The sequence below is a fragment of the Streptomyces sp. NRRL S-337 genome (genome assembly GCF_000720175.1).
GTDB classification, from domain to species: Bacteria; Actinomycetota; Actinomycetes; order Streptomycetales; family Streptomycetaceae; genus Streptomyces; species Streptomyces siderophoricus.
Genome location: NZ_JOIX01000022.1, coordinates 81,598 through 104,096, shown reverse-complemented (window position 1 = coordinate 104,096; position 22,499 = coordinate 81,598). Strand labels below are relative to the sequence as shown.

Sequence of the window (22,499 nt, the reverse complement as noted above, 5' to 3'; positions counted from 1 at the left end):
GGCTACCCCTCGCGGGCGGAGTCGGCACACGACGTCATCGAGAACAGCCACGCCTCGACGGTCCTGGGCTGGGCGGACGGTCTGGCCAAGGCCAACCAGGTGCGCGGGAAGAAGGACCATGTCGTCGCGGTCATCGGCGACGGCGCGCTGACCGGCGGGATGGCCTGGGAGGCGCTGAACAACATCGCGGTCGCCAAGGACCGCCCGCTGGTCATCGTCGTCAACGACAACGAGCGCTCCTACGCGCCGACCATCGGCGGGCTGGCCAACCACCTCGCCACCCTGCGCACCACCGACGGCTACGAGCGCTTCCTGGCCCGCGGCAAGGACCTGCTGGAGCGCACCCCGGTCGTCGGCAAACCGCTCTACGAGACCCTGCACGGCGCCAAGAAGGGCCTGAAGGACTTCATCGCCCCTCAGGGCATGTTCGAGGACCTGGGCCTGAAGTACGTCGGCCCCATCGACGGCCATGACATGGAGGCCCTGGAGTCCGCGCTGCAGCGCGCCAAGCGGTTCGGCGGCCCGGTCATCGTGCACTGCCTCACCGAGAAGGGCCGCGGCTACAAGCCGGCCGAGCAGGACGAGGCGGACCGTGCGGGCCTGGCCACCGGCGGCCTCCACCCGGTCTTCGCGGTCTACGCCACCTTCCTCAACCGCGCCTTCGACCAGATCCTGATGGACGTCGCACTGCACAGGTGCGGTGTCACCTTCGTCCTGGACCGGGCCGGCGTCACCGGCGACGACGGCGCCTCGCACAACGGCATGTGGGACATGTCCCTGCTCCAGGTCGTCCCGGGCCTGCGGATCGCCGCCCCGCGCGATGCCGACCAGGTGCGCGCGCAGCTGCGCGAGGCCGTCGAGGTCAAGGACGCACCGACCGTCGTGCGCTACTCCAAGGGCAAGGTCGGCCCCGCCGTCGAGGCGGTGCGCCGGGTCGGCGGCATGGACGTGCTGCGCGAGCCCGCCAGCGCCGTCGAGCGGCCGGACGTGCTGCTGGTGTCCGTGGGTGCGCTCGCCCCGATGTGCCTGGAGATCGCCGACCTCCTCGACAAGCAGGGCATCTCCACGACCGTCGTGGACCCGCGGTGGGTCAAGCCGGTCGACGAGGCGCTGCCCGGTCTGGCGGCCCGGCACCGGGTCGTCATCACCGTCGAGGACAACTCCCGTAGTGGCGGCGTCGGTTCGGCGATCGCGCAGGCACTGCGGGACGCCGGTGTGGACCTGCCGCTGCGGGACTTCGGCATCCCCGAGCGGTTCCTCGACCACGCCTCCCGCAAGGAGGTCATGGCGGAGATCGGGCTCACCGCCCCCGACATCGCCCGCCAGGTGACCGGCCTGGTCGCCAAGATCGACAACCGCGACGAGGACGCCGCCGGCGCCGCGTCGGCCCAGGACGCCGCCGGTGCCCAGGGCACGGCGGAGCCCGCCGAGGTCGCCCGCGACTGACTCCCGCGCACTGCCGCCGATGGGCCGGCCGGTCATCCGTACGGATGTTCCGCCCGGCCCATCGGCATCACGGCAACCGCACCCCATCGGGTGAATCCCCACCGCCAGGGGGCCCGCCGAAGCTGACTGTTTCACGCCATTGCGGAGACTCGGTCAGTTCAGGAGAGTTGCCAGGGTCGTCCAGGCGGAGGTTCGCCCATGAGCACACAGCACGGACCACACATCGGACCACGACACACGGCGCGGCGGGACAGCGGCCTGTTCCGCACCAAATCCGTCGAGCAGTCGATCCAGGACACCGAAGAGCCGGAACACAGCCTCAAGAAGTCCCTCTCGGCGCTCGACCTGACCGTATTCGGCGTCGGTGTCATCATCGGCACCGGCATCTTTGTCCTCACCGGAAAGATCGCCAAGGAACAGGCCGGACCGGCCGTCGCGCTGTCCTTCATCGCCGCCGGCGTGGTCTGCGCGCTGGCGGCACTGTGTTACGCGGAGTTCGCCTCCACCGTGCCGGTCGCCGGATCGGCCTACACCTTCTCCTACGCCTCGCTGGGCGAGCTGCCCGCCTGGATCATCGGCTGGGACCTCATCCTGGAGCTCGCCCTGGGCTGCGCGGTGGTCGCGGTCGGCTGGTCCGGCTACATCCGCTCCCTGCTGGACACCGCCGGATGGCATCTGCCCACCGGTCTCGCCGGCACGCACGAGGGCCGCTTCGGGTTCGATCTGCTCGCCTGTGTCCTCGTGCTCGTCCTGACCGGCATCCTCGTCCTCGGGATGAAGCTGTCCTCCCGGGTGACCGGCGTGGTCGTGGCGATCAAGGTGACCGTGGTCCTGCTGGTCATCATCGCCGGGGCCTTCCTGATCAGCGGCGCCAACTACCACCCGTTCGTCCCGCCCAGCCAGCCGACCGCGGCCGGCGCCGGGGCGTCCGCACCCCTGATCGAGCTCATCTTCGGGTTCACCCCGTCCCACTTCGGAACCATGGGCATCTTCGCCGGGGCGGCCGTGGTCTTCTTCGCGTTCATCGGCTTCGACGTCGTCGCCACCGCCGCCGAGGAGACCCGCCATCCGCAGCGCGACGTGCCGCGCGGCATCCTGGGCTCCCTGGCCATCTGCACCCTGCTGTACGTCGCGGTCTCGGTCGTGGTCACCGGCATGCAGAATTACCACAAGCTCTCGGTCGACGCCCCGCTCGCGGACGCGTTCAAGGACCTCGGCAAGCCGTTCTTCGCCGACGTCATCAGCTTCGGCGCCGCGGTCGGCCTGACCTCGGTCTGCATGATCCTGCTGCTCGGCCAGAGCCGGGTGTTCTTCGCGATGAGCCGGGACGGGCTGCTGCCGCGGGTGTTCTCCCGCGCCCACCCGCGGTTCGGCACGCCCTACCGCTCGACCATCGCCCTGGGCGTCACCGTCGCCGTCGTCTCCGGCTTCACCTCGATCGACGTGCTCGCCGAACTGGTCAACATCGGCACGCTCTTCGCGTTCGTGGTCGTCGCCGTCGGCGTCATCCTGCTCCGCCGCTCCCGCCCCGACCTGCCGCGCTCCTTCCGCACCCCGTGGGTGCCGGTGGTGCCGCTGCTGTCGGTCCTCGCCTCGCTCTGGCTGATGCTCAACCTGCCCGCCGAGACCTGGATCCGGTTCGCGATCTGGATGGTGATCGGCTTCGTCATCTACTTCCTCTACGGCAGATCGCACAGCCGCCTCGGCCTCCGCAACCGGCAGAACAACGCCTAGCGCGGCCCGTCCCACGGATCACCCGGGCCGGCCGGGACCCCGACCGGACCTGCCCGACCCGGGTGATCCGTGAGAACTCCTTACGCAACGCCCCTTACGAACCGGCCGCCGTCGGGTTGACCGTGCTCCAGTCCTCCTTGCCGCGGCCCTCGGCCAGTGCCGTCCCGAACAGGGACAGCACGCCGTCCAGGACCGGATGCGGGAGCCCGCCGGCCATGCGGGCCGCGTACTCCAGGTCCTTGTGGGCCCACTCCGCCGAGAAGTTGACCGGCTCCGGCGGGGTCAGATAGCTGCTCCAGGCCAGTTCGGTGACCACACCGCCGGGCCGGTCCAGCAGGGCCGCACCGACCTGCCCGGTGGTCCAGCCCGGCCGCCTCCGCCAGCCGCAGCGCCTCCCCGAAGCCCGCCAGGTGGATCGCCTGCAGGGCGTTCAGCACCAGCTTGAAACGGGTGCCCGCGCCGGCCGGCCCGAAGTGCTTGACCTCCTTGGAGACCGCGTCGAGCACCGGCGCGAGCGGCGGCAGCGCCTCCTGGTCACCGCCGGCGAGCAGCACCAGATTCCCGGTCCGTGCGCCGGCCGCGCCACCAGTGAGCGGCATGTCGAAGAAGACGGACCCGCGGCCGGCGCACGCCGCGGCGAGCTCCTCCACCCACCCCACGGACACCGTCGCCGAGGTGATCAGCACCGCCGGCGCCGGGGCCCCCGCCAGGATGCCGTCGGCCCCCAGCCACACCTCGCGGGAGGAGGTGTCGTCGGCCGTGACCTCGAAGACCACCTCCGCGCGGGCGACCGCGGCCGCCGGGCTCCCGGCCTGCGTGCCCGCCGCGCCCGGGTGGCCCCGCAGGACGCGGGTCTGCCGGGCACCACCGGCCGGCGCCGCACCGCGGGCCTGCTCCGGGAGGAGGTGGCGATGCTCGCCGGGGTGAGCATCGAGTACTACCGGCGCCTGGAGCAGGGCAAGCAGAACCGTCCGAGCGCGGCGGTCCTGGAGGCCATCGCGGGCGTGCTGCGCCTCGACGACGACGAGCGGGCGCATCTCTTCGCGCTCGCCCGCGCGGCGTCCCCGGCCGCCGCCCCCGGCCCGTCCCCGGAACCGCAGCCCCCGTCGCGGACCCTGCGCCGGGACGTCCTGCGGATGCTCGACATCGTCGCGCCCTGCCCGGCGTACGTACTGGGCCGGTCCAACGACCTGCTGGCCGCCAACACCGCCGGGATGCGGCTGCTGCCCGGCATCGAGGAGTGGCCGGTCCGGCAGAGCAACACCGCGCGCTACACCTTCCTGCACCCGCGCGCCCGCACCCTCTACGGCAACTGGGACGAGGTCGCCGCGGCGACGGTGGCCCATCTGCGGGCCGTCTCCGGCGCCCACCCGGACGCGCCCGACCTCACCACCCTGATCGGTGAACTCGCCGTCAAGAGTATGGAGTTCGCGACCCTCTGGCAGCGTTACGACGTGCGCTCGCGGACCAACGGCCGCAAGCGCTTCACCGATTCGGCGGTCGGGCGGACGGACCTGAGCTACGAGGCGTACACGGTGGCCCGTACCGACGGCCACCGCCTCGTCGTCTACCAGGCCGAGCCCGGCACCCCGGACCACGACGCGATGCTCCTGCTGAGCCTCGCGGACGCGCCGGCCGCCCCGTCGGCGCCCTGACCCGGGCCGCCGTCGCCGCTGCCGGGCGCGGCCGCCGCGCGCGTCACGCGCGTCCGCGTCCCCGGACCGCCCGCGGCCCGGTCACCCGGGCGCCCAGCGCCTGGACGCGGTCGCGCAGTCCACGGTCCGCGGTGACCACCAGACAGTCCCGCCCGGCGCCCTCGTCCGCGACCAGTTCCACGATCCGGTCGTCGCCGCTGCCGGGCGCCGGAACCACCCGTACGCCCTCCACGGACGTCACCCCGCGCGCCGCGCCCTCCACCACGAGGACCAGCTCCAGGGGCGGTTCGGCGAGGCCCGGCAGCCCGCCCGCGGCGTAGGCCGGCAGGGTGTCGCGCAGCCGTTCCGCCGCGCCGTGCCGGTCCCGCCACCACCCGTCGGGGACCGAGCCCACGACGTTCGCGGCATCGACGATGACCAAGGTATCCATGGCGCCACCCTGCCATGCCGGGGCGCCGGTGGCCCCTGCCCGGACATACGGCAGCGCGGGCCGGCTCCGCCGAGCCGGCCCGCGCCTTCGTACCGAGCCGCGTTACGCGGGCACGCTGGCCACGCCCGGGGCCAGGAACTTCTTGCCGGTCACCCGCTCGGAGACGCCCTCACGGTCCAGGTACGGCGTGATGCCGCCCAGGTGGAAGGGCCAGCCGGCACCGGTGATCAGGCACAGGTCGATGTCCTGCGCCTCGGCCACCACGCCCTCGTCGAGCATGAGGCCGATCTCCTCGGCGACCGCGTCGAGCACCCGGTCGCGGACCTGGGTCTCGGTCAGCACCGAGTCGCCCTGCTTGAGCAGCGCGGCGACCTCGGGGTCCAGCTCCGGCTTGCCGCTGTCGTAGACGTAGAAGCCGCGCTTGCCGGCCTCGACGACCGCCTTGAGGTTCGGCGACACCTTGAAGCGGTCCGGGAAGGCCCGGTTGAGGGTCTCCGAGACGTGCAGGCCGATCGCGGGGCCGACCAGCTCCAGCAGCACCAGCGGGGACATCGGCAGGCCCAGCGGCTCGATGGCCTTCTCGGCGACCTCGACCGGGGTGCCCTCGTCGATGACGTTCTGGATCTCGCCCATGAAGCGGGTCAGGATGCGGTTCACGACGAACGCCGGGGCGTCCTTGGTGAGGACCGCGGTCTTCTTCAGCTTCTTGGCGACGCCGAAGGCCGTGGCCAGCGCGGCGTCATCGGTCTTCTCGCCGCGCACGATCTCCAGCAGCGGCAGGATCGCGACCGGGTTGAAGAAGTGGAAGCCGACGACCCGCTCGGGGTGCTTGAGCTTCGACGCCATCTCGGTCACCGACAGCGAGGAGGTGTTGGTGGCGAGGATCGCGTGCGCCGGGGCGACCGCCTCGACCTCCGCGAACACCTGCTGCTTGACGCCGATCTCCTCGAAGACGGCCTCGATGATGAAGTCCGCGTCCGCGAAGCCCTCGGCCTTGTCGAGGACACCGGTCACCAGGGCCTTGAGGCGGTTGGCCTTGTCCTGGTTGATCCGGCCCTTGCCCAGCAGCTTGTCGATCTCGCCGTGGACGTAGCCGACGCCCTTGTCGACGCGCTCCTGGTCGATGTCGGTGAGGACCACCGGCACCTCCAGGCGGCGCAGGAACAGCAGCGCCAGCTGAGAGGCCATCAGACCGGCGCCGACGACGCCGACCTTGCTGACCGGGCGGGCCAGGTTCTTGTCCGGGGCGCCGGCGGGCCGCTTGGCGCGCTTCTGCACCAGGTTGAACGAGTAGATGCCGGCGCGGAGTTCGCCGCCCATGATCAGGTCGGCGAGCGCCTGGTCCTCGGCGTCGAAACCGGCCTGCAGGTCACCGCTCTTGGCGGCCGCGATGATGTCCAGCGCGCGGTAGGCGGCCGGGGCGGCGCCGTGCACCTTGCCGTCGGCGATGAAGCGGCCCTTGGCGACGGCCTGGTCCCAGGCCTCGCCGCGGTCGACCTCGGGACGCTCGACGGTGACGTCACCCTTGAGCACCTGCGCGGTCCAGATCAGCGACTGCTCCAGGAAGTCCGCGCCCTCGAAGATCGCGTCGGCGATGCCGAGGTCGAAGACCTGCTGGCCCTTGAGCTGCTTGTTCTGGTTGAGCGAGTTCTCGATGATGACCGAGACGGCCTTGTCCGCACCGATGAGGTTCGGCAGCAGGGCGCAGCCGCCCCAGCCGGGGACCAGACCGAGGAAGACCTCGGGCAGCGAGAAGGCCGGCAGGGCCTTGGAGACCGTGCGGTACGAGCAGTGCAGACCGACCTCGACGCCGCCGCCCATCGCGGCACCGTTGTAGTACGCGAAGGTCGGCACGGCGAGCCCGGAGAGCCGCTTGAAGACCTCGTGGCCGCCCTTGCCGATGGCCAGCGCGTCCTCGTGCTTCTTCAGCAGCTCGACGCCCTTGAGGTCGGCGCCGACCGCGAAGATGAACGGCTTGCCGGTGATGCCGGCGCCGACGATCTCGCCGTCCGCGGCCTCCTTCTCGACCTGGTCGAGCGCGGCGTTGAGGTTCGCCAGCGAGCCCGGGCCGAAGGTGGTCGGCTTGGTGTGGTCGAAGCCGTTGTCCAGCGTGATGAGGGCGAACCGGCCCGCACCGAAGGGCAGGTCGAGGTGGCGGACGTGCGCCGACGTCACGACCTCGTCCGGGAACAGCTCGGCCGCGCCCTTGAGCAGCTCGGCGGTGGTGGTGGTGCTCACTTGCTGCCTCCGGCGTCCTTGTGGTTCGGGTTCTCCCAGATGACCGTCGCGCCCATGCCGAAGCCGACGCACATGGTGGTCAGGCCGTAGCGGACCTCGGGCTGCGCCTCGAACTGGCGGGCCAGCTGGGTCATCAGCCGGACGCCGGAGGAGGCCAGCGGGTGGCCGAAGGCGATGGCGCCGCCGTACTGGTTGACCCGCTCGTCGTCGTCCGCGATGCCGTAGTGGTCGAGGAAGGCGAGGACCTGGACGGCGAACGCCTCGTTGATCTCGAACAGGCCGATGTCGCCGATGCCGAGGCCCGCCTTGGCGAGCGCCTTCTCCGTCGCCGGGATCGGGCCGTAGCCCATGACCTCGGGCTCGACGCCCGCGAAGGCGTAGGAGACCAGGCGCATCTTCACCGGGAGGTCGTGCTCCCGGGCGAAGTCCTCGGACGCGATGATCGAGGCGGTGGCACCGTCGTTGAGACCGGCGGCGTTACCGGCGGTGACCCGGCCGTGCGTACGGAACGGGGTCTTGAGGCCCGCGAGGTTCTCCAGGGTGGTGCCCGGGCGCATCGGCTCGTCGGCGGTGACCAGACCCCAACCGGTCTCGCCCACCTCGGCGTTGGTGTTGCGCACCGAGATCGGGACCAGGTCCTGCTGGATCTTGCCGTTGGCGTACGCCTTCGCGGCCTTCTCCTGCGAGCGCACCGCGTACTCGTCGGCGCGCAGCTTGGTGATGTGCGGGTAGCGGTCGTGGAGGTTCTCCGCGGTCATGCCCATGAACAGGGCCGACTCGTCGACGAGCTTCTCGGAGACGAACCGCGGGTTGGGGTCGACGCCCTCGCCCATGGGGTGACGGCCCATGTGCTCGACACCGCCGGCGATGACGGCGTCGTAGGCGCCGAAGGCGATGGAGCCCGCGGTGGTCGTGACGGCCGTCAGCGCACCGGCACACATGCGGTCGATGGAGTAGCCGGGCACCGACTGCGGGAGGCCCGCGAGGATGCCGGCGGTGCGGCCGAGGGTCAGGCCCTGGTCGCCGATCTGGGTGGTGGCGGCGATGGCGACCTCGTCGATCTTCGCCGGGTCGAGACCGGGGTTGCGGCGCAGCAGCTCCCGGATCGACTTCACGACCAGGTCGTCGGCGCGGGTCTCGTGGTAGATGCCCTTCGGGCCCGCCTTGCCGAACGGGGTGCGGACGCCGTCGACGAAGACGACGTCCCTAGCGGTACGAGGCACGTTGGCTCTCCTCCAGGTGCGGGATGGCACTGCTGCGGGGCGCCCCCAGGGACGCTTCCCACCGACATGCTACTTACGGGTAACCAGCCTGCCCACCCCCACCGCCCGGAGCGGTGAAGGTCACACCGGATGGAGGTGTGGGGCGGCCGGGCCGGCGCGCCGCCGGCGGGGAACGGGGCGGCGGGGAACCCGTGATCGAAAACGTCCGGATGTCGTCGGGTCCTGGCGCAAACCACACCAAGTCACACTTAAAGTGACGGTATGGACACAAAGAGGAGTGCGGCGTTCTGTGCCGCCGTCGCCGTGGGCGGCGCCCTGCTGGTGGGCTGCGGAAACGGGAACACCAAGGGCACCGGGACGCCCGGCCGGGACAGCGCGGCCCCTTCCCGGGCGGTGGCCGCCTCGGCCCCCGGCTCACCGGGCACCACGCTCACCGCGGACCAGACCGAACGGAAGGCGCTCATCCCGGCCGCCAAGGTGGACTACGCGCGGGCCCTGAAGGCGGCGGTCGCCGCGGTGCCGGCCTCCGAGCCGGTCGCGGCCGAACTCAAGGGCCCGCCGAAGAGCCCCTACTGGCGGACGGTGGTCGCGACGTCCGACGGAACCGCGCACGCCGTCCGCGTCGACGCGGTCTCCGGCAAGGCCGACCCGCCGCACATCGAGTCGGACGACGCCGACGACAAGAAGGAACTGGCCGCCCGGCTCGACGAGGCCACCGTCACCGCGCAGCAGGCCGCCGAAACGGCCACCGCGAAGACGAAGGGCACGGTCAGCTCCCTGGAGCTGGGCGAGGCCGACAACGGCAGCAAGAAGGCGGCCTGGTCCGTCGACGTGGTCACCACCGACGACTGGAACAAGACCACTTACGACATCGACGCGACCAACCGCAAGGTCCTCCGGATGCACGTCGACCAGGACTGATCTGACGGATCGGTCCTGGTCGGCGCGGTGGTGGGCCGGGCGGCTCAGCCGTCCTCGGCGTCCGTCAGCAGGGCCTCGGTGAGGATCGGGGCGACCTGCTCGATCTGCCAGGGGCGGGCGCCGTAGCCGGTGAGGATCTCGGCGACCGACTCGTGGCTGGGCGCGGCGGGCGGCTCCCAGCACAGCCGGCGGACGGTGTCCGGCGTGATGAGGTTCTCCTGCGGCAGGTTGAGCTCCTCGGCCAGCGCGGTGACCGCGGCGCGGGCGGCCGCCAGCCGGGCCGCGGCGGCCGGGTCCTTGTCGGCCCAGGAGCGGGGCGGCGGGGGGCCGTTGAGCGGCTGGCCGGGCTGCGGCAGCTCGCTCTCGGGGAGCGCGCGGGCACGGTCGACGGCGGCCTGCCACTGCTCCAGCTGGCGACGGCCCATGCGGTGGCCGAAGCCGGGCAGCGCGGCCAGTGCGTGGCTGTTGGGCGGGAGGTTCAGCGCCGCCTCCACGATCGCGGCGTCGCCCAGCACCTTGCCCGGCGAGACGTCGCGCCGCTGGGCGACCTGGTCGCGGGCCGTCCACAACTCCCGTACGACCGCCATCTGGCGGCGCCGGCGGACCTTGTGCATGCCGGAGGTACGGCGCCAGGGGTCCTTGCGGGGCGGCGCCGGGGGAGCGGCGGCGATCGCCGCGAACTCCTGGTGGGCCCACTCCAGCTTCCCCTGCCGGGTCAGCTCCTCCTCCAGCGCGTCACGCAGGTCCACCAGTAGCTCGACGTCGAGCGCGGCGTAGCGCAGCCAGGGCTCGGGCAGCGGGCGGGTGGACCAGTCGACCGCGGAGTGGCCCTTCTCCAGCGCGAAGCCGAGGACGTTCTCGACCATCGCGCCGAGACCGACCCGGGCGAAGCCGGCCAGCCGCCCGGCCAGCTCGGTGTCGAACAGCCGGGTGGGGACCATCCCTATGTCACGCAGGCACGGCAGGTCCTGGGTGGCGGCGTGCAGCACCCATTCGGCGTCGCCGATCGCCTCGCCCAGGGCCGTCAGGTCGGGACAGCCGACCGGGTCGATCAGCGCGCTGCCGGCGCCCTCGCGGCGCAGCTGCACGAGGTAGGCGCGCTGGCCGTAGCGGTAGCCCGAGGCGCGCTCGGCGTCGACGGCCACCGGGCCGGTGCCGGCCGCGAAGGCCGCCACCACCTCGGCGAGCGCCTCGTCCGTCGCGACCACCGGGGGAATGCCCTCACGGGGCTCCAGGAGAGGGACCGGCGCCGGTCGGGGATCCGGAGGGGAGTCTCCGGGGGCTCGCAGTGTCGTGTCTGCTGCGGTCTTTTGGGCGTCGGTCACCAGTCAAGGGTATCTGTGTATGCACGTCGCCCGTCGAGGGAACGTTCCCTCGACGGGCGAGCCGGTCGTGTAAAGGGGTCAGTGGATGATGCCGGTGCGCAGCGCGACCGCGACCATTCCGGCCCGGTCGCCGGTGCCCAGCTTGCGGGCGATCCGGGCGAGGTGGCTTTTGACGGTGAGGGCGGACAGCCCCATCGACACGCCGATGGCCTTGTTGGACTGGCCCTCCGCCACCAGCCGCAACACCTCGACCTCACGGCCCGACAACTCCCGGTAGCCGCCGGGGTGCCCGGGGGCGCCCGGAGGACGGCGCTGCATACGGGCCGCGTTGGCCCCGATGGGAGAGGTACCCGGACGGCCCGGGATGCCCAGGTTGGTGCGGGTTCCGGTGACGACATAGCCTTTGACGCCGCCGGCCAGGGCGTTGCGGACGGCGCCGATGTCGTCGGCGGCGGAGAGGGCGAGACCGTTGGGCCAGCCGGCCGCCCGGGTCTCGGACAGCAGGGTGAGACCGGAGCCGTCGGGAAGGTGGACGTCGGCAACACAGATGTCACGCGGGTTGCCGACGCGGGGGCGCGCCTCCGCGATGGACGACGCCTCGATCACGTCACGCACACCGAGGGCCCACAGGTGGCGGGTGACGGTGGAGCGGACGCGGGGGTCGGCCACGACGACCATGGCCGTCGGCTTGTTCGGGCGGTAGGCGACCAGGCTCGAAGGTTGCTCAAGGAGAACAGACACCGGGCCTCCTGGGGGAGTGGCGGGGGGACGGAAGCCGACTGGGGGGAGCCGGAATGATCCGTGTTTGAAGGGTCACTGACCTCTTCGGCAGCAATCCGGCGGGACTTTAGACTTTGATCACGATTTAGTTAGGGGCAATTCGGGCAAATCGGATGCGTGATCGATCAGGTGGGCACCCAGTGCATACCGAGGTGATCAGAGCCGGCGCGAACGTGATCAATGCGGCCGGAGCGCGGCCCGCCGCGACGGCGGTCAGCGGGGATGGGCACCGCGGCGCTGCGGCAACGGGACCACCCCGCCGCGCGGTGCCGCGTCCGGCGCGGCCGGCGGCAGCCCCGCCACCTGCGCCAGCAGATCGCACCAGGCCGCCAGGTGCACGCCCAGATCCAGCGCCCCGCCGGGCCCCTCGGCCGGCGTCCAGGACGCCCGGATCTCGATCTGCGTCGCCGGCTCGCGCGCCGCGAGCCCGCCGAAGTAGTACGACCCGGCCCGGGTCACCGTGCCGCTCGGAGCGCCGTACCGCACCCCCCGGGCCTCCAGCGCACCCGTGAGCCAGGACCAGGACACCTCCGGCAGCAGCGGATCGGCGCCCATCTCCGGCTCCAGCTCCGCCCGCACCAGCGTCACCAGACGGAACGTGCCGTGCCACGCGTCCTCGCCGGCCGGATTGTGCAGCAGCACCAGCCGGCCGTCCGCGAGATCGCGGTCCTCCTCGCCCGGCGCCGTCGCCCGCTCGACGACCGCCGCCTCCAGCGCGTACGCGTACGGGGCGAGCCGTTTCGGCGCGGGTGCCGGGTCGATCTCGACCTCCGGCCGCAGTCGTGCCGCGCGGAGCGCCTCGACCGCCTGACGGAAGGGGATCGGGGCCTCGTCCGCGCTGTCCGCGAGGTGTTCGTGAGCCGCAGCCATGCCCGGAAGATTAGGCGGAACCGGGCCCGCATACGGGGAGGACACCCGGTACACGCGTCGCCCATTCGGAGGCGCCCCGGAGCGCATGCGAAGATTTGGGGCGTGAGCGCCAACCAGAGCCCCGCGGGCCAGCAGCAGACCGGTACCCACGACTCGGCCTTCCTCCGGGCCTGCCGGCGTGAGCCGGTACCGCACACGCCGGTGTGGTTCATGCGTCAGGCCGGCCGCTCGCTGCCCGAGTACCGCAAGGTCCGCGAGGGCATTCCGATGCTGGACTCGTGCATGCGGCCCGAGCTGGTCACCGAGATCACGCTGCAGCCGGTGCGCCGCCACAACGTGGACGCGGCCATCTACTACAGCGACATCGTCGTCCCGCTCAAGGCCATCGGCATCGACCTCGACATCAAGCCCGGCGTCGGCCCCGTCATCGCCGACCCGATCCGTTCGCGTGCCGACCTGGCGCAGCTGCGTGATCTGACTCCGGAGGACGTCTGGTACGTCACCGAGGCCATCGGGCTGCTCACCGCCGAGCTCGGCCCGACGCCGCTGATCGGCTTCGCGGGCGCGCCGTTCACGCTCGCCAGCTATCTCGTGGAGGGCGGCCCGTCCCGCAACCACGAGCACACCAAGGCGCTCATGTACGGGGACCCGCAGCTGTGGGCCGATCTCCTCGACCGGCTCGCGGAGATCACCTCGGCGTTCCTGAAGGTGCAGATCGAGGCCGGTGCGAGCGCCGTGCAGCTCTTCGACTCGTGGGTGGGCGCGCTCGCCCCGGCCGACTACCGCCGGTCCGTGATGCCCGCCTCGGCGAAGGTCTTCCGGGCCGTCGAGTCGTACGGCGTGCCGCGCATCCACTTCGGTGTCGGCACCGGTGAGCTGCTCGGTCTGATGGGCGAGGCCGGCGCGGACGTGGTCGGCGTCGACTGGCGGGTGCCGCTCGACGAGGCCGCGCGCCGCGTCGGCCCCGGCAAGGCGCTGCAGGGCAACTTCGACCCGGCGATCCTCTTCTCCACGCCCGAGGCGATCGAGGTCAAGGCCCGCGAGGTGCTCGACGCGGCGGCCGGACTCGAAGGCCATGTCTTCAACCTCGGCCACGGCGTCCCGCCGACCACCGACCCGGATGCGCTGACCCGGCTCGTGGAGTACGTGCACACGCAGACCGCGCGCTGACCGGTACCTGAGCGGTACGCCGGTCCGCGGTCAGCCGCCCGCAGCCCGCACCGCCCCCGCGGCCTTGCGGGCGGCCACCAGGATCGGGTCCCAGACCGGGGAGAACGGCGGGGCGTAGCCCAGGTCGAGGGCGGTCATCCGCTCCACCGTCATCCCGGCGGTGAGCGCGACCGCGGCGATGTCCACGCGCTTCCCGGCGCCCTCCCGGCCGACGATCTGCACGCCGAGCAGCCGGCCGGTCCGGCGCTCGGCGAGCATCTTGACGGTCATCGGCCGGGTGCCGGGGTAGTACCCGGCGCGGCTGGTGGCCTCGACGGTGACCGCGACGAACCGCAGTCCGGCGGTGTGCGCCTGGCTCTCCAGCAGCCCGGTCCGGGCGATCTCCAGGTCGCAGACCTTGCTGACGGCCGTGCCGACCACGCCCGGGAAGGTCGCATAGCCACCGGCCACATTGGCGCCGATGACCTGGCCGTGCTTGTTGGCGTGGGTGCCCAGCGCGATGTGGCGGGTGCGGCCCGAGACCAGGTCCAGGACCTCGACGCAGTCGCCGCCGGCCCACACGGTGTCGTGGCCGCGCACCCGCATCGCCAGATCGGTGAGCAGCCCGCCGGACTCGCCCAGCGCCAGCCCCGCCGCCTCGGCCAGTGTGGTCTCCGGCCGTACGCCCAGCCCCAGGACCACCACGTCCGCCGGGTACTCGGCGTCCTCGGTGGTCACCGCCCGGGCCCTACCCCCCTCGTCGGTCAGTACGCCGGTGACGGTGGCGCCGAGCACCGTCTCGATGCCCATCCGGCACATCGCCTCATGGACCAGCGCCCCCATGTCCGGGTCGAGGGTAGACATCGGCTGGTCGGCCTGCTCCAGGACGGTGACCTCGTAACCACGCTGAATCAGCGCCTCGGCCATCTCCACGCCGATGTAGCCCGCCCCGACGACCACGGCCCGCCGGCCCGCGGACTTCTCCAGGGTGTCCAGCAGCGCCTGGCCGTCGTCCAGGGTCTGCACGCCGTGCACGCCGGGGGCGTCGATCCCCGGCAGCGGGGGCCGTTTGGGCGTCGCGCCGGTGGCCAGCACCAGTTTGTCGAAGCCGGTCCAGGTCTCCCGCCCGCCGTCGTCCAGCTCGCGGCTGCGCACCCGCCCGCGGTCCAGGTCGAGTTCGGTGACCTCGGTGCGCATCCGCAGGTCGATGTCCCGGGCGCGGTGCTCCTTCGCCGTACGGGCCACCAGCGCGTCCGGCCCGTCGACCTGGCCGCCCACCCAGTAGGGGATGCCGCAGGCGGAGTAGGACGTGAAGTGGCTGCGCTCGAACGCGGTGATCGCGAGCTCCTCGGGCTTCTTCAGCCGGCGCGCCTGCGACGCGGCCGCCATCCCCGCCGCATCGCCCCCGACGATCACCAGCCGCTCGGCCGTCGCCATGCCATGTCCCTTCGTCGGAAGTGCCTGAGGTGCCTGTTGTGCCGGTCCGTTGCTTGCTGGGTACCCGGTCGTCCCGCGCGTCTACCGCCTGCCCGTGAGGCGGTGCCGGATCGTCCCCGGGGCGGGCGGTGTTCCGCCGCGCGGGGGAGCGGTGACGCGCCCGTGGGGCGATGTGCGGCCGGGGCGCGGTGGCCACCCTGGAACGGTGACTGGACACCGCAATTCCGCGACCGCGCCCGCCCGCCGGCCCCCGCCGGACGTGCCGCGGTGGGCGCGGCTCGCCGCCCACGCCGTACCGCTCGTCATTCTGCCGTCGGGGCTCTGGCGGATCGGGGTCGTGCTCGCCGTCCCGGGCTTCGGCAGCGCCGCGGCCCGCGCTCAGAGCACCGGGACGCATCTGTACCTGCTGGTCCTCGTGATCGTCTCCGAGGGGCTCGGGCTGCTGACGCTGGGACTGGTCCGGCCGTGGGGGGAGGTGGTGCCGCGCCGGGTGCCGCTGCTGGGCGGGCGCACCGTGCCGCCGCCGGCCGCGGTGGTCCCGGCCGCGCTCGGCGCCCTCGCGGCCACCGGAGTCGTCTGCTCCTTCTTCGCCTCCGTACTGCTGACGGGCTTCCCGCCCGGCCACACGCCCACCGAGGAACTGGTCCTGACGGTCTGTTACCTGCCGCTGCTGGCCTGGGGACCACTGGTGGGTGTGCTGGCGTACGCCTACCACCGGCGCCGGGCGGGCACCTGAGCCGACCCGGGCCCGCCGCCGCACGGACGTCCCGTTACCGCTCCAGTACGAGCGCCAGGCCCTGGCCCACTCCGATGCACAGGGCGGCCAGGCCGGTGCCGGAGCCCGCGGCGGCGAGCTGGTGGGCGACCGCGCCGGCCAGACGGGCGCCGGAGGCTCCGAGAGGGTGGCCGATGGCGATCGCGCCGCCGCGCGGGTTCACCACCGACGGATCGAGGTCCGGCCACTGGCCCAGGCAGCCCAGCGCCTGGGCCGCGAACGCCTCGTTCAGCTCGAACGTGGCCAGATCGGCGAAGCCGCGCCCGGACCGGTCCAGCGCGCGCCGGACCGCCTCCACCGGGCCCAGCCCGAACAGCTGGGGCTCGATACCGGTCACCGCGCTCGCCCGGATCCTGGCCAGCGGCTCCCGCCCGGTGGCGCGCAGCCCCTCCTCGTCGACCAACAGGAGGGCGGCCGCACCGTCGTTGAGCGGTGAGGAGTTGCCGGCGGTGACCGTGCCCCCGGCCGTCCGGAACACCGGCTTCAGCTTGGACAGCGCCTCCAGGGAGGAGCCCTCACGGATCGTCTCGTCACGGAGCAGATCGACGCCGGGAAGCGGTACCACCTCGGCGTCGTAACCGCCCTCCCGCCAGGCCCGTACCGCCTTCTGGTGGCTGGCCAGCGCGAACACGTCCTGCTGTTCCCGGGTGATGCCGTGCGCGTCGGCGATCAGCTCGGCGCCCTCGCCCAGCGCCACCGTCCACTCCGGGCGCATCCGCGGATTGACCATCCGCCAGCCCAGCGTCGAGGAGAACATCTCCTGATGGCCGGCGGGGAAGGCCCGCTCGGGCTTGCGCAGGACGTACGGCGCGCGGCTCATCGACTCCACCCCGCCCGCCACCACGACCTGCGCATCGCCGTGCGCGATCGCCCGCGCCCCCTGGATGACCGCCTCCAGACCGGAGCCGCACAGGCGGTTGACGGTGACGCCGGGCACGGTCACCGGCAGCCCGGCGAGCAGCACGGCCATCCGCGCGACATTGCGGTTGTCCTCGCCGGCGCCGTTCGCGTCACCGAAGCAGACGTCGTCGATCCGTGCCGGGTCGAGGTCGGGGGTGCGGTCGACCAGGGACCGCACCACATGGGCGGCGAGGTCGTCGGGCCGGACGCCGGCCAGCGCGCCGCCGTATTTGCCGACGGGGGTCCGTACGGCGTCGACGATGTAGACGTCCCGCAGGCGTGGCTCGGTCATCAGGCGCTGTCCTCGCTGTCCCGGCTCTCGAACGGTCGGCGGACGGTACGAAGATCGCCGCCGCCGAACCGAGTCTTTGCCCGCCGCCGCCCGCTGTCAATGGGGTCCTCGGTCACCCTCCCCGGCCGGCACGGTCCGGTCGGGGTCTCCTGGCGCGTTCGCCGGCCCGTCGTCCGCGGCATGCTCCCCGGCGGCCGGTCCCGGCCCGTCCCGCGTGTCCGCGGCCCGGGCCCGGCGCCGGAACGCCGACGGCAGCCGGCCGCGGACCTGCCGCCACAGGCCGTACAGCAGCCCCACGGCCACCGCGAACGGCAGCACCGCACCGAGCGCCACCAGCAGCCACTTCACGGCCGCCAGGAAGGCGTGCCAGCCACCCGACAGCGCGTCCCCGAAGGACCTCGCGTCGTCGTCGGAGGCTCCGTCGGGGGCGGCGTCCGGCTGCCGCAGCAGCAGCGTGACGGTGGCCATCGCGGTCCGGTCCTTGAGCGACTTCAGCTGCGCCTCCAAGGACTCCAGATCCGCCTGCCGGCTGCTCAGTTCGGACTCCAGCGAGACGATGTCGCCGATCGACGTCGCCTTCTCCATCAGCGCCCGGACCCGCGCCACGCTCGCCCGCTGCGTCCGGACCCGGCTGTCGACGTCCACCACCTGACCGGTGACGTCCTTCGCCGAGACCTTGCGGGACACCACGGTGCCCAGGCGGGCCAGCCGCCCCAGTACGGCGTCGTACTCCGTCGTCGGCACCCGCAGCACCAGCCGCGACCGCTCCTGCCCCTCCGGGTCCCGATCGGTGGTCTCCGCGGCCGGGTAGCCGCCCGCGCCGTCGACGACCGCCCGCGCCCGGGCCACCGCCCCGGAGACGTCCTCGGCCTGCACGGTGAGCGTCGCGGTGCGGACCAGCTGCGACGAGGCCGCCGTCGGCACCTTGGCGAACCTGCCGCCGGGGCGGGCGGCGGCGCCCTCCGCGGCGCCCCGGGCAGCGGCCCGGCCGTCGGCCGCACCGGTCCGGCCGTCGTCCGCCGCCCGGCTCGGCGCCGCCTTGCCGGGCAGCGCCGCCCCGGTCGTGTCCGGGCCGGCCGACGCGCTGCACCCGGCAGCTGGCAGGGCGACGGCGAGCAGCAGCCCCGCCGTCGCCGTTCGCCCCGCTCGTGCTGTTCCCCGCATGTGCGCTCCCCGCGAAGTGACGTGCCGGTGGCGCTTCTTCGACCGGCGCTTCTTCGACGGGGGCGTCCGGAGAGGGGTTGTGCTGTGCCGGGTCGCGATCCGGTCACGGCGCTGTCAGTGCCCTTTGAGAGAGTGGAGCCATGAGCGCAGCGCACACGAGCACGCCCCCCGGGACCGGCGGCGGGCAGGTCGTCGTCATCGGCGGCGGTATCTCCGGACTGGCCGCGGCCCACCGGCTGCTCGAAGGCGGCGCCCGGGTGACCGTCCTGGAGGCGTCGGACCGGCTCGGCGGCAAGCTGCGGGTGGGCGAGATCGCGGGCGTGCCGGTCGACCTCGGGGCCGAATCGATGCTGGCCAGGCGGCCGGAGGCGGTGGAGCTCGCGCGCGCCGTCGGGATCGGCGACCGGCTCCGGCCGCCCACGACGGCCACCGCCTCGCTCTGGACCCGCGGTGCGCTGCGCCCGATGCCCAAGGGCCATGTCATGGGAGTCCCCGGGGACCTCGCCCCGCTCGCCGCCTCCGGTGTCATCTCCCCGGAGGGCCTCGCCCGCATCGAGGAGGACGCCGAGCTGCCCCGGACGGAGGTCGGCACGGACGTCGCGGTGGGTGAGTACGTCGCCCGGCGCCTGGGCCGTGAGGTGGTCGACCGCCTGGTGGAGCCCCTGCTGGGCGGGGTGTACGCCGGCGATGCGTACAAGATCTCCATGCGGGCCGCCGTACCGCAGCTGTTCGAGGCCGCGCGGACCAGCCGTTCGCTGCTGGCGGGCGTCCGCGGCATCCAGGCCCGGGCCGCCACCACCATGCACCAGATCGGCCCGGCCGCCGCCGGAGGCGGCCCCGGGGCCCCGGTGTTCATGGGGATCGAGGGCGGGATCGGCACACTGCCCGGCGCGGTCGCCGAGGCCGTCCGGGCCAAGGGCGGCGAGATCCGGACGGGCACACCGGTCGTCGAGGTCCGGCGGTCCGCCGACGGCTGGCGGATCGAGCTCGACGGTGCGGCCCTCACCGCCGACGCGGTCGTCCTCGCCACCCCCGCGCCGGACGCCGCCCGGCTGCTCGCCCGGGACTGCGCGCCGGCCGCCCGCGAACTGACCACCGTCGAATACGCCTCGATGGCCCTGGTCACCATGGCCTTCCGCCGCTCCGAGCTGGAGCGGCAGCCGGCCGGCAGCGGCTTCCTCGTACCGCCGGTCGACGGCCGCAAGATCAAGGCCGCCACCTTCGCCGGCAACAAGTGGGGCTGGATCGACCGCGCCGCCCCGGAGCTCTTCGTGCTGCGCACCTCCCTCGGCCGGTACGGCGACGAGGCGGACCTGGCGCGCGAGGACGCCGAGCTGGCCGACCTGGCCCGCGCCGACCTCCGCGAGGCGATCGGGCTGACCGCCGCGCCGGTCGCCGCCCGGATCACCCGCTGGGAGGACGGCCTGCCCCAGTACCCGGTCGGCCATCTGGAGCGGGTGGCTCGCATCCGGGAGGCCGTCGGGCAGCTGCCGGGCCTGCGGGTGTGCGGGGCGCTCTACGACGGCGTCGGTATCCCGGCCTGTATCGCCTCGGCCCGCAAGGCCGCGGAGGACATCCTCGGCACCCTGCGGCCGGCCGGCCTCCCCGGCGAGTGAGAATGGACGACATGACAGACGCTTCCACCCCCGCTTCCGCACCGCAGACCCCTGCGGCGCCCGAGAAGGCACCGAACGCCGGCAAGAAGGCCAAGGACCTCAACGAGGTCATCCGCTACACCCTCTGGTCGGTGTTCAAGCTGCGCGACGTCCTCCCCGAGGACCGCACCGGCTACGCCGACGAGGTCGAGGAGCTGTTCGCGCAGCTCGCCGCCAAGGACGTGGTGGTCCGCGGCACCTACGACGTCTCCGGCCTGCGCGCCGACGCCGACGTCATGATCTGGTGGCACTCGGAGAGCTCGGACGCCCTCCAGGACGCCTACAACCTCTTCCGCCGCACCCGGCTCGGCCGCGCGCTCGACCCGGTGTGGTCCAACATGGCGCTGCACCGCCCCGCCGAGTTCAACAAGGCGCACATCCCGGCCTTCCTGGCCGACGAGCGGCCCCGCGCCTACGTGAGCGTCTACCCCTTCGTGCGCTCCTACGAGTGGTACCTCCTCCCCGACGAGGACCGCCGCCGGATGCTCGCCGACCACGGCAAGATGGCCCGCGGCTTCCCGGACGTCCGCGCCAACACCGTGCCGTCGTTCTCGCTCGGTGACTACGAGTGGGTGCTCGCCTTCGAGGCCGACGAGCTCTACCGCATCGTCGACCTGATGCGTCACCTGCGCGGCTCCGAGGCGCGGATGCACGTCCGCGAGGAGGTCCCGTTCTACACCGGCCGTCGCAAGGCGGTCGCCGAACTGGTCGCCGGGCTGGCCTGACCTCCCGGCACGGACGAGTGGGCCGCCCCTGCCCCGGGGCGGCCCACTCGTCGGTCGTTTTCCGCTACTTCCCCGGGCGCGCGTGCTGGGCCCGGGCCGTCTGCTGCCCCGGCACCGGCTCCGCGCGCGGCGCGCAGTACACCTTGTGCGCCGGGATCTTCCCGTGCAGCAGATACGCCTCGGCGTAGCGGTTCACGCAGTCGTTCTCGCCGAAGCCGATGCCGTGCGTGCCCGCGCCGTTCTCGGTGACCAGCGACGAGCCGGGCAGCCGGCGCTGCAGCTCCAGCGCGCCCCGGTACGGCGTCGCCGCGTCCCGCTCGGCCGCCAGCAGCAGCACCGGCGGCAGCGCACCGGGCTCCGTGTGGACGTCGAGCGGGAGGCGCCGGCCGTGCAGCGCCCCGTCCAGCTCGGTGGCGGCCGCATGGCCGGCGGCGTCCGCCAGCTCCTGGCCCGACCCCTGCTCCACCCGGCGGGCCGCCGCCGCGACCCCGGCCGCCGCGGACTGCGTCCGCTCCGGCCAGAACGCGCACGGCAGGTTCATCCAGGCGTTGTCCCAGGTCTCGAACGGCGCGATCTCGGCGACGTCGGTGTTGTCCCGGTCCCAGGTCCGCCAGGACCGCGGCCAGGGCGCGTCGTTGCACTCCACGGCCGTGTAGACCGCGTTGGCGTTCTCCGCGTCCTTGGCGCCGGTCTCGTGGGGCAGGGCCTGGGCGATCAGCGGTTTGGGGTCGCCGTGCAGATAGCTCGCGAGCGCCTCGGCGCGCAGCGGCCAGAAACCGTCGTTGTAGCCGGTCTTGAGGAAGGCGGACTGCAGCTCGCCGGCGCCGAGCTTGCCGTTGAGGGGATGGCGGCGCAGCTTCCCGGAGGCCGTGTCGTACGCCTGCTGCACGGCCTTCTTGGTCTTGCCGAGGTGGTAGTGGTCGTCGTGCTTGGCGACCCAGCGCAGCCAGTCGCCCCAGCGGCGCTCGAAGGCGATGTCCTGATCGAGGTTGTTGCGGTACCAGATCTGCCGGGGGTCGGGGTTGACCACGCTGTCGAAGATCATCCGCCGCACATGGCCGGGGTAGAGCGTCGCGTACACCGCCCCGAAGTACGTCCCGTACGAGGCACCGATGAAGGTCAGCTTCTTCTCACCGAGGGCGGCCCGCAGCATGTCCAGGTCCCGGGCGTTGTTGACCGAGTTGTAGAACGGCAGGTCCGCGCCGGCCCGCCGGGCGCAGCCCCGGGCATACGCCCTGGCCTGTTCCCTCTTCTTCCGCTTGAACGCCGCGTCGGGGTACATCCGGCTGTCGGTGGGCGCCGTGGCGAACGTCTTGGGGTCCTGGCACGACAGCGGCGCCGAACGGCCCACCCCGCGCGGCGCGTAGCCGACGAAGTCGTAGGCCCGGGCCAGCCTGCTCCATTTGGGCAGCGTGCCGTAGAGCGGGAACTCCAGGCTGGAGGCGCCGGGGCCGCCCGGGTTGAACACCAGCGAGCCCTGCCGCTCGCGGTGCGCGGTGGCGCGCGCCCGGCTGACCGTGAGCTGGATCTTCTTGCCGTCGGGGCGCGCGTAGTCGAGGGGGACGGTGAGCTGGCCGCACTCGACGGACGACGGCAGATGCTCCACCGGCGCGCACCGGCCGAAATCGAGGCGGTGCGCGACGGGTGCGGGCGGCGCCCCGGCCACCTGCGTGGTGCCGCCCGCCGGGGCAGTGGCGAGGGCGGTCACGATCAGCGACCCGATGGTGCCGTACAACGCAAGTGCTCTCACTGGCCGTCCCTTCGTGTGTGCATACAAAAG

General features: G+C 73.0%; 19 protein-coding genes and 1 pseudogene. 8 read left to right on the top strand and 12 right to left on the bottom strand.

The window, feature by feature from the left end; translation table 11 throughout:
* The coding region (locus tag IG62_RS0118465; protein ID WP_037838548.1) for a 1-deoxy-D-xylulose-5-phosphate synthase N-terminal domain-containing protein at positions 1-1,446 on the top strand (1,446 nt) is incomplete at its 5' end.
* Between the two features lie 198 nt (positions 1,447-1,644).
* The gene (locus tag IG62_RS0118455) at positions 1,645-3,180 is read left to right on the top strand and encodes an amino acid permease (RefSeq protein ID WP_051798223.1); all 1,536 of its coding nucleotides are present in this window, start codon (positions 1,645-1,647) and stop codon (positions 3,178-3,180) included.
* A gap of 94 nt (positions 3,181-3,274) precedes the next feature.
* Here IG62_RS0118455 and IG62_RS47270 read toward each other — a convergent pair whose 3' ends face one another.
* Together IG62_RS47270 and IG62_RS50160 are read right to left on the bottom strand one after the other, a co-directional pair.
* Complete coding sequence (locus IG62_RS47270; RefSeq protein WP_030803765.1) at positions 3,275-3,496, bottom strand: NAD(P)-dependent oxidoreductase; 222 nt, start codon at positions 3,494-3,496, stop codon at positions 3,275-3,277.
* Positions 3,497-3,710: 214 nt separating this feature from the next.
* A pseudogene (locus tag IG62_RS50160) lies at positions 3,711-3,956 on the bottom strand (NAD(P)-binding domain-containing protein); the annotation flags it as partial.
* Positions 3,957-4,013: 57 nt separating this feature from the next.
* Between IG62_RS50160 and IG62_RS50155 the strand changes: the two are divergent.
* Positions 4,014-4,835 (top strand): helix-turn-helix transcriptional regulator, encoded by an 822-nt coding sequence (locus tag IG62_RS50155; RefSeq protein ID WP_420711071.1) that lies wholly within the window; start codon positions 4,014-4,016, stop codon positions 4,833-4,835.
* Positions 4,836-4,878: 43 nt separating this feature from the next.
* Here the strand turns inward: IG62_RS50155 and IG62_RS0118440 are convergent, their stop codons facing one another.
* From IG62_RS0118440 to IG62_RS0118430, 3 genes are all read right to left on the bottom strand, one after another.
* The gene (locus tag IG62_RS0118440; protein ID WP_030803759.1) at positions 4,879-5,265 is read right to left on the bottom strand and encodes a hypothetical protein; all 387 of its coding nucleotides are present in this window, start codon (positions 5,263-5,265) and stop codon (positions 4,879-4,881) included.
* 102 nt (positions 5,266-5,367) lie between these two features.
* On the bottom strand, positions 5,368-7,503 hold the full coding sequence (locus tag IG62_RS0118435; protein WP_030803756.1) for a 3-hydroxyacyl-CoA dehydrogenase NAD-binding domain-containing protein: 2,136 nt from the start codon (positions 7,501-7,503) through the stop codon (positions 5,368-5,370).
* Positions 7,500-8,726 carry a thiolase family protein gene (locus tag IG62_RS0118430; protein WP_030803752.1) on the bottom strand — a complete coding sequence of 409 codons (1,227 nt, stop codon included), beginning with the start codon at positions 8,724-8,726 and terminating at the stop codon, positions 7,500-7,502. The genes IG62_RS0118435 and IG62_RS0118430 overlap by 4 nt, the downstream gene beginning before the upstream one ends.
* 261 nt (positions 8,727-8,987) lie before the next feature.
* Here IG62_RS0118430 and IG62_RS0118425 point away from each other — a divergent pair, with 261 nt between their 5' ends.
* Positions 8,988-9,647: a PepSY domain-containing protein gene (locus IG62_RS0118425; protein WP_030803750.1), complete on the top strand. Its 660-nt coding sequence runs from the start codon at positions 8,988-8,990 to the stop codon at positions 9,645-9,647.
* A gap of 44 nt (positions 9,648-9,691) precedes the next feature.
* Here IG62_RS0118425 and IG62_RS0118420 read toward each other — a convergent pair whose 3' ends face one another.
* The 3 genes from IG62_RS0118420 to IG62_RS0118410 all read right to left on the bottom strand — a co-directional run bounded on the left by IG62_RS0118420 (position 9,692) and on the right by IG62_RS0118410 (position 12,622).
* Positions 9,692-10,972 (bottom strand): ribonuclease D, encoded by a 1,281-nt coding sequence (locus IG62_RS0118420; RefSeq protein ID WP_030803737.1) that lies wholly within the window; start codon positions 10,970-10,972, stop codon positions 9,692-9,694.
* Positions 10,973-11,050: 78 nt separating this feature from the next.
* Positions 11,051-11,713 carry a response regulator transcription factor gene (locus tag IG62_RS0118415; RefSeq protein WP_006602452.1) on the bottom strand — a complete coding sequence of 221 codons (663 nt, stop codon included), beginning with the start codon at positions 11,711-11,713 and terminating at the stop codon, positions 11,051-11,053.
* Between the two features lie 252 nt (positions 11,714-11,965).
* Positions 11,966-12,622, bottom strand: a complete 657-nt coding sequence (locus IG62_RS0118410; protein ID WP_030803732.1) for a DUF3000 domain-containing protein — start codon at positions 12,620-12,622, stop codon at positions 11,966-11,968.
* Between the two features lie 102 nt (positions 12,623-12,724).
* Here IG62_RS0118410 and hemE point away from each other — a divergent pair, with 102 nt between their 5' ends.
* Positions 12,725-13,792: a uroporphyrinogen decarboxylase gene (hemE, locus tag IG62_RS0118405; protein WP_030803730.1), complete on the top strand. Its 1,068-nt coding sequence runs from the start codon at positions 12,725-12,727 to the stop codon at positions 13,790-13,792.
* Between the two features lie 30 nt (positions 13,793-13,822).
* Here hemE and IG62_RS0118400 read toward each other — a convergent pair whose 3' ends face one another.
* Positions 13,823-15,208, bottom strand: coding sequence for an FAD-dependent oxidoreductase (locus IG62_RS0118400; RefSeq protein WP_030803727.1), 1,386 nt, complete (start codon positions 15,206-15,208; stop codon positions 13,823-13,825).
* A gap of 205 nt (positions 15,209-15,413) precedes the next feature.
* On the opposite strand from IG62_RS0118400, the gene IG62_RS0118395 reads away from it, so the two are divergent.
* Positions 15,414-15,944, top strand: a complete 531-nt coding sequence (locus IG62_RS0118395) for a hypothetical protein (protein ID WP_051798221.1) — start codon at positions 15,414-15,416, stop codon at positions 15,942-15,944.
* Between the two features lie 34 nt (positions 15,945-15,978).
* On the opposite strand, the gene IG62_RS0118390 is transcribed toward IG62_RS0118395, so the two are convergent.
* Both IG62_RS0118390 and IG62_RS0118385 read right to left on the bottom strand, forming a co-directional pair.
* Positions 15,979-17,175 (bottom strand): thiolase family protein, encoded by a 1,197-nt coding sequence (locus IG62_RS0118390; RefSeq protein ID WP_030803721.1) that lies wholly within the window; start codon positions 17,173-17,175, stop codon positions 15,979-15,981.
* Between the two features lie 96 nt (positions 17,176-17,271).
* Positions 17,272-18,339 carry a DUF4349 domain-containing protein gene (locus IG62_RS0118385; protein ID WP_063755372.1) on the bottom strand — a complete coding sequence of 356 codons (1,068 nt, stop codon included), beginning with the start codon at positions 18,337-18,339 and terminating at the stop codon, positions 17,272-17,274.
* 140 nt (positions 18,340-18,479) lie between these two features.
* Between IG62_RS0118385 and hemG the strand changes: the two genes are divergently transcribed.
* Positions 18,480-19,955: a protoporphyrinogen oxidase gene (hemG, locus tag IG62_RS0118380; RefSeq protein ID WP_030803717.1), complete on the top strand. Its 1,476-nt coding sequence runs from the start codon at positions 18,480-18,482 to the stop codon at positions 19,953-19,955.
* Positions 19,956-19,957: 2 nt separating this feature from the next.
* Positions 19,958-20,719 (top strand): hydrogen peroxide-dependent heme synthase, encoded by a 762-nt coding sequence (gene hemQ / locus IG62_RS0118375; protein ID WP_030416221.1) that lies wholly within the window; start codon positions 19,958-19,960, stop codon positions 20,717-20,719.
* Positions 20,720-20,783: 64 nt separating this feature from the next.
* On the opposite strand, the gene IG62_RS0118370 is transcribed toward hemQ, so the two are convergent.
* On the bottom strand, positions 20,784-22,469 hold the full coding sequence (locus tag IG62_RS0118370; RefSeq protein WP_030803716.1) for an alpha/beta hydrolase: 1,686 nt from the start codon (positions 22,467-22,469) through the stop codon (positions 20,784-20,786).
* Between the last annotated feature and the right edge of the window lie 30 nt (positions 22,470-22,499).

Coding starts and splice junctions, on each gene's coding strand:
- IG62_RS0118455 (WP_051798223.1), top strand. CDS start 1,645: ATGAGCACACAGCACGGACCACACATCGGACCACGACACACGGCGCGG.
- IG62_RS0118400 (WP_030803727.1), bottom strand. CDS start 15,208: ATGGCGACGGCCGAGCGGCTGGTGATCGTCGGGGGCGATGCGGCGGGG.
- IG62_RS0118425 (WP_030803750.1), top strand. CDS start 8,988: ATGGACACAAAGAGGAGTGCGGCGTTCTGTGCCGCCGTCGCCGTGGGC.
- IG62_RS0118440 (WP_030803759.1), bottom strand. CDS start 5,265: ATGGATACCTTGGTCATCGTCGATGCCGCGAACGTCGTGGGCTCGGTC.
- hemG (WP_030803717.1), top strand. CDS start 18,480: ATGAGCGCAGCGCACACGAGCACGCCCCCCGGGACCGGCGGCGGGCAG.
- hemQ (WP_030416221.1), top strand. CDS start 19,958: ATGGACGACATGACAGACGCTTCCACCCCCGCTTCCGCACCGCAGACC.
- IG62_RS0118410 (WP_030803732.1), bottom strand. CDS start 12,622: ATGGCTGCGGCTCACGAACACCTCGCGGACAGCGCGGACGAGGCCCCG.
- IG62_RS0118390 (WP_030803721.1), bottom strand. CDS start 17,175: ATGACCGAGCCACGCCTGCGGGACGTCTACATCGTCGACGCCGTACGG.
- IG62_RS0118385 (WP_063755372.1), bottom strand. CDS start 18,339: ATGCGGGGAACAGCACGAGCGGGGCGAACGGCGACGGCGGGGCTGCTG.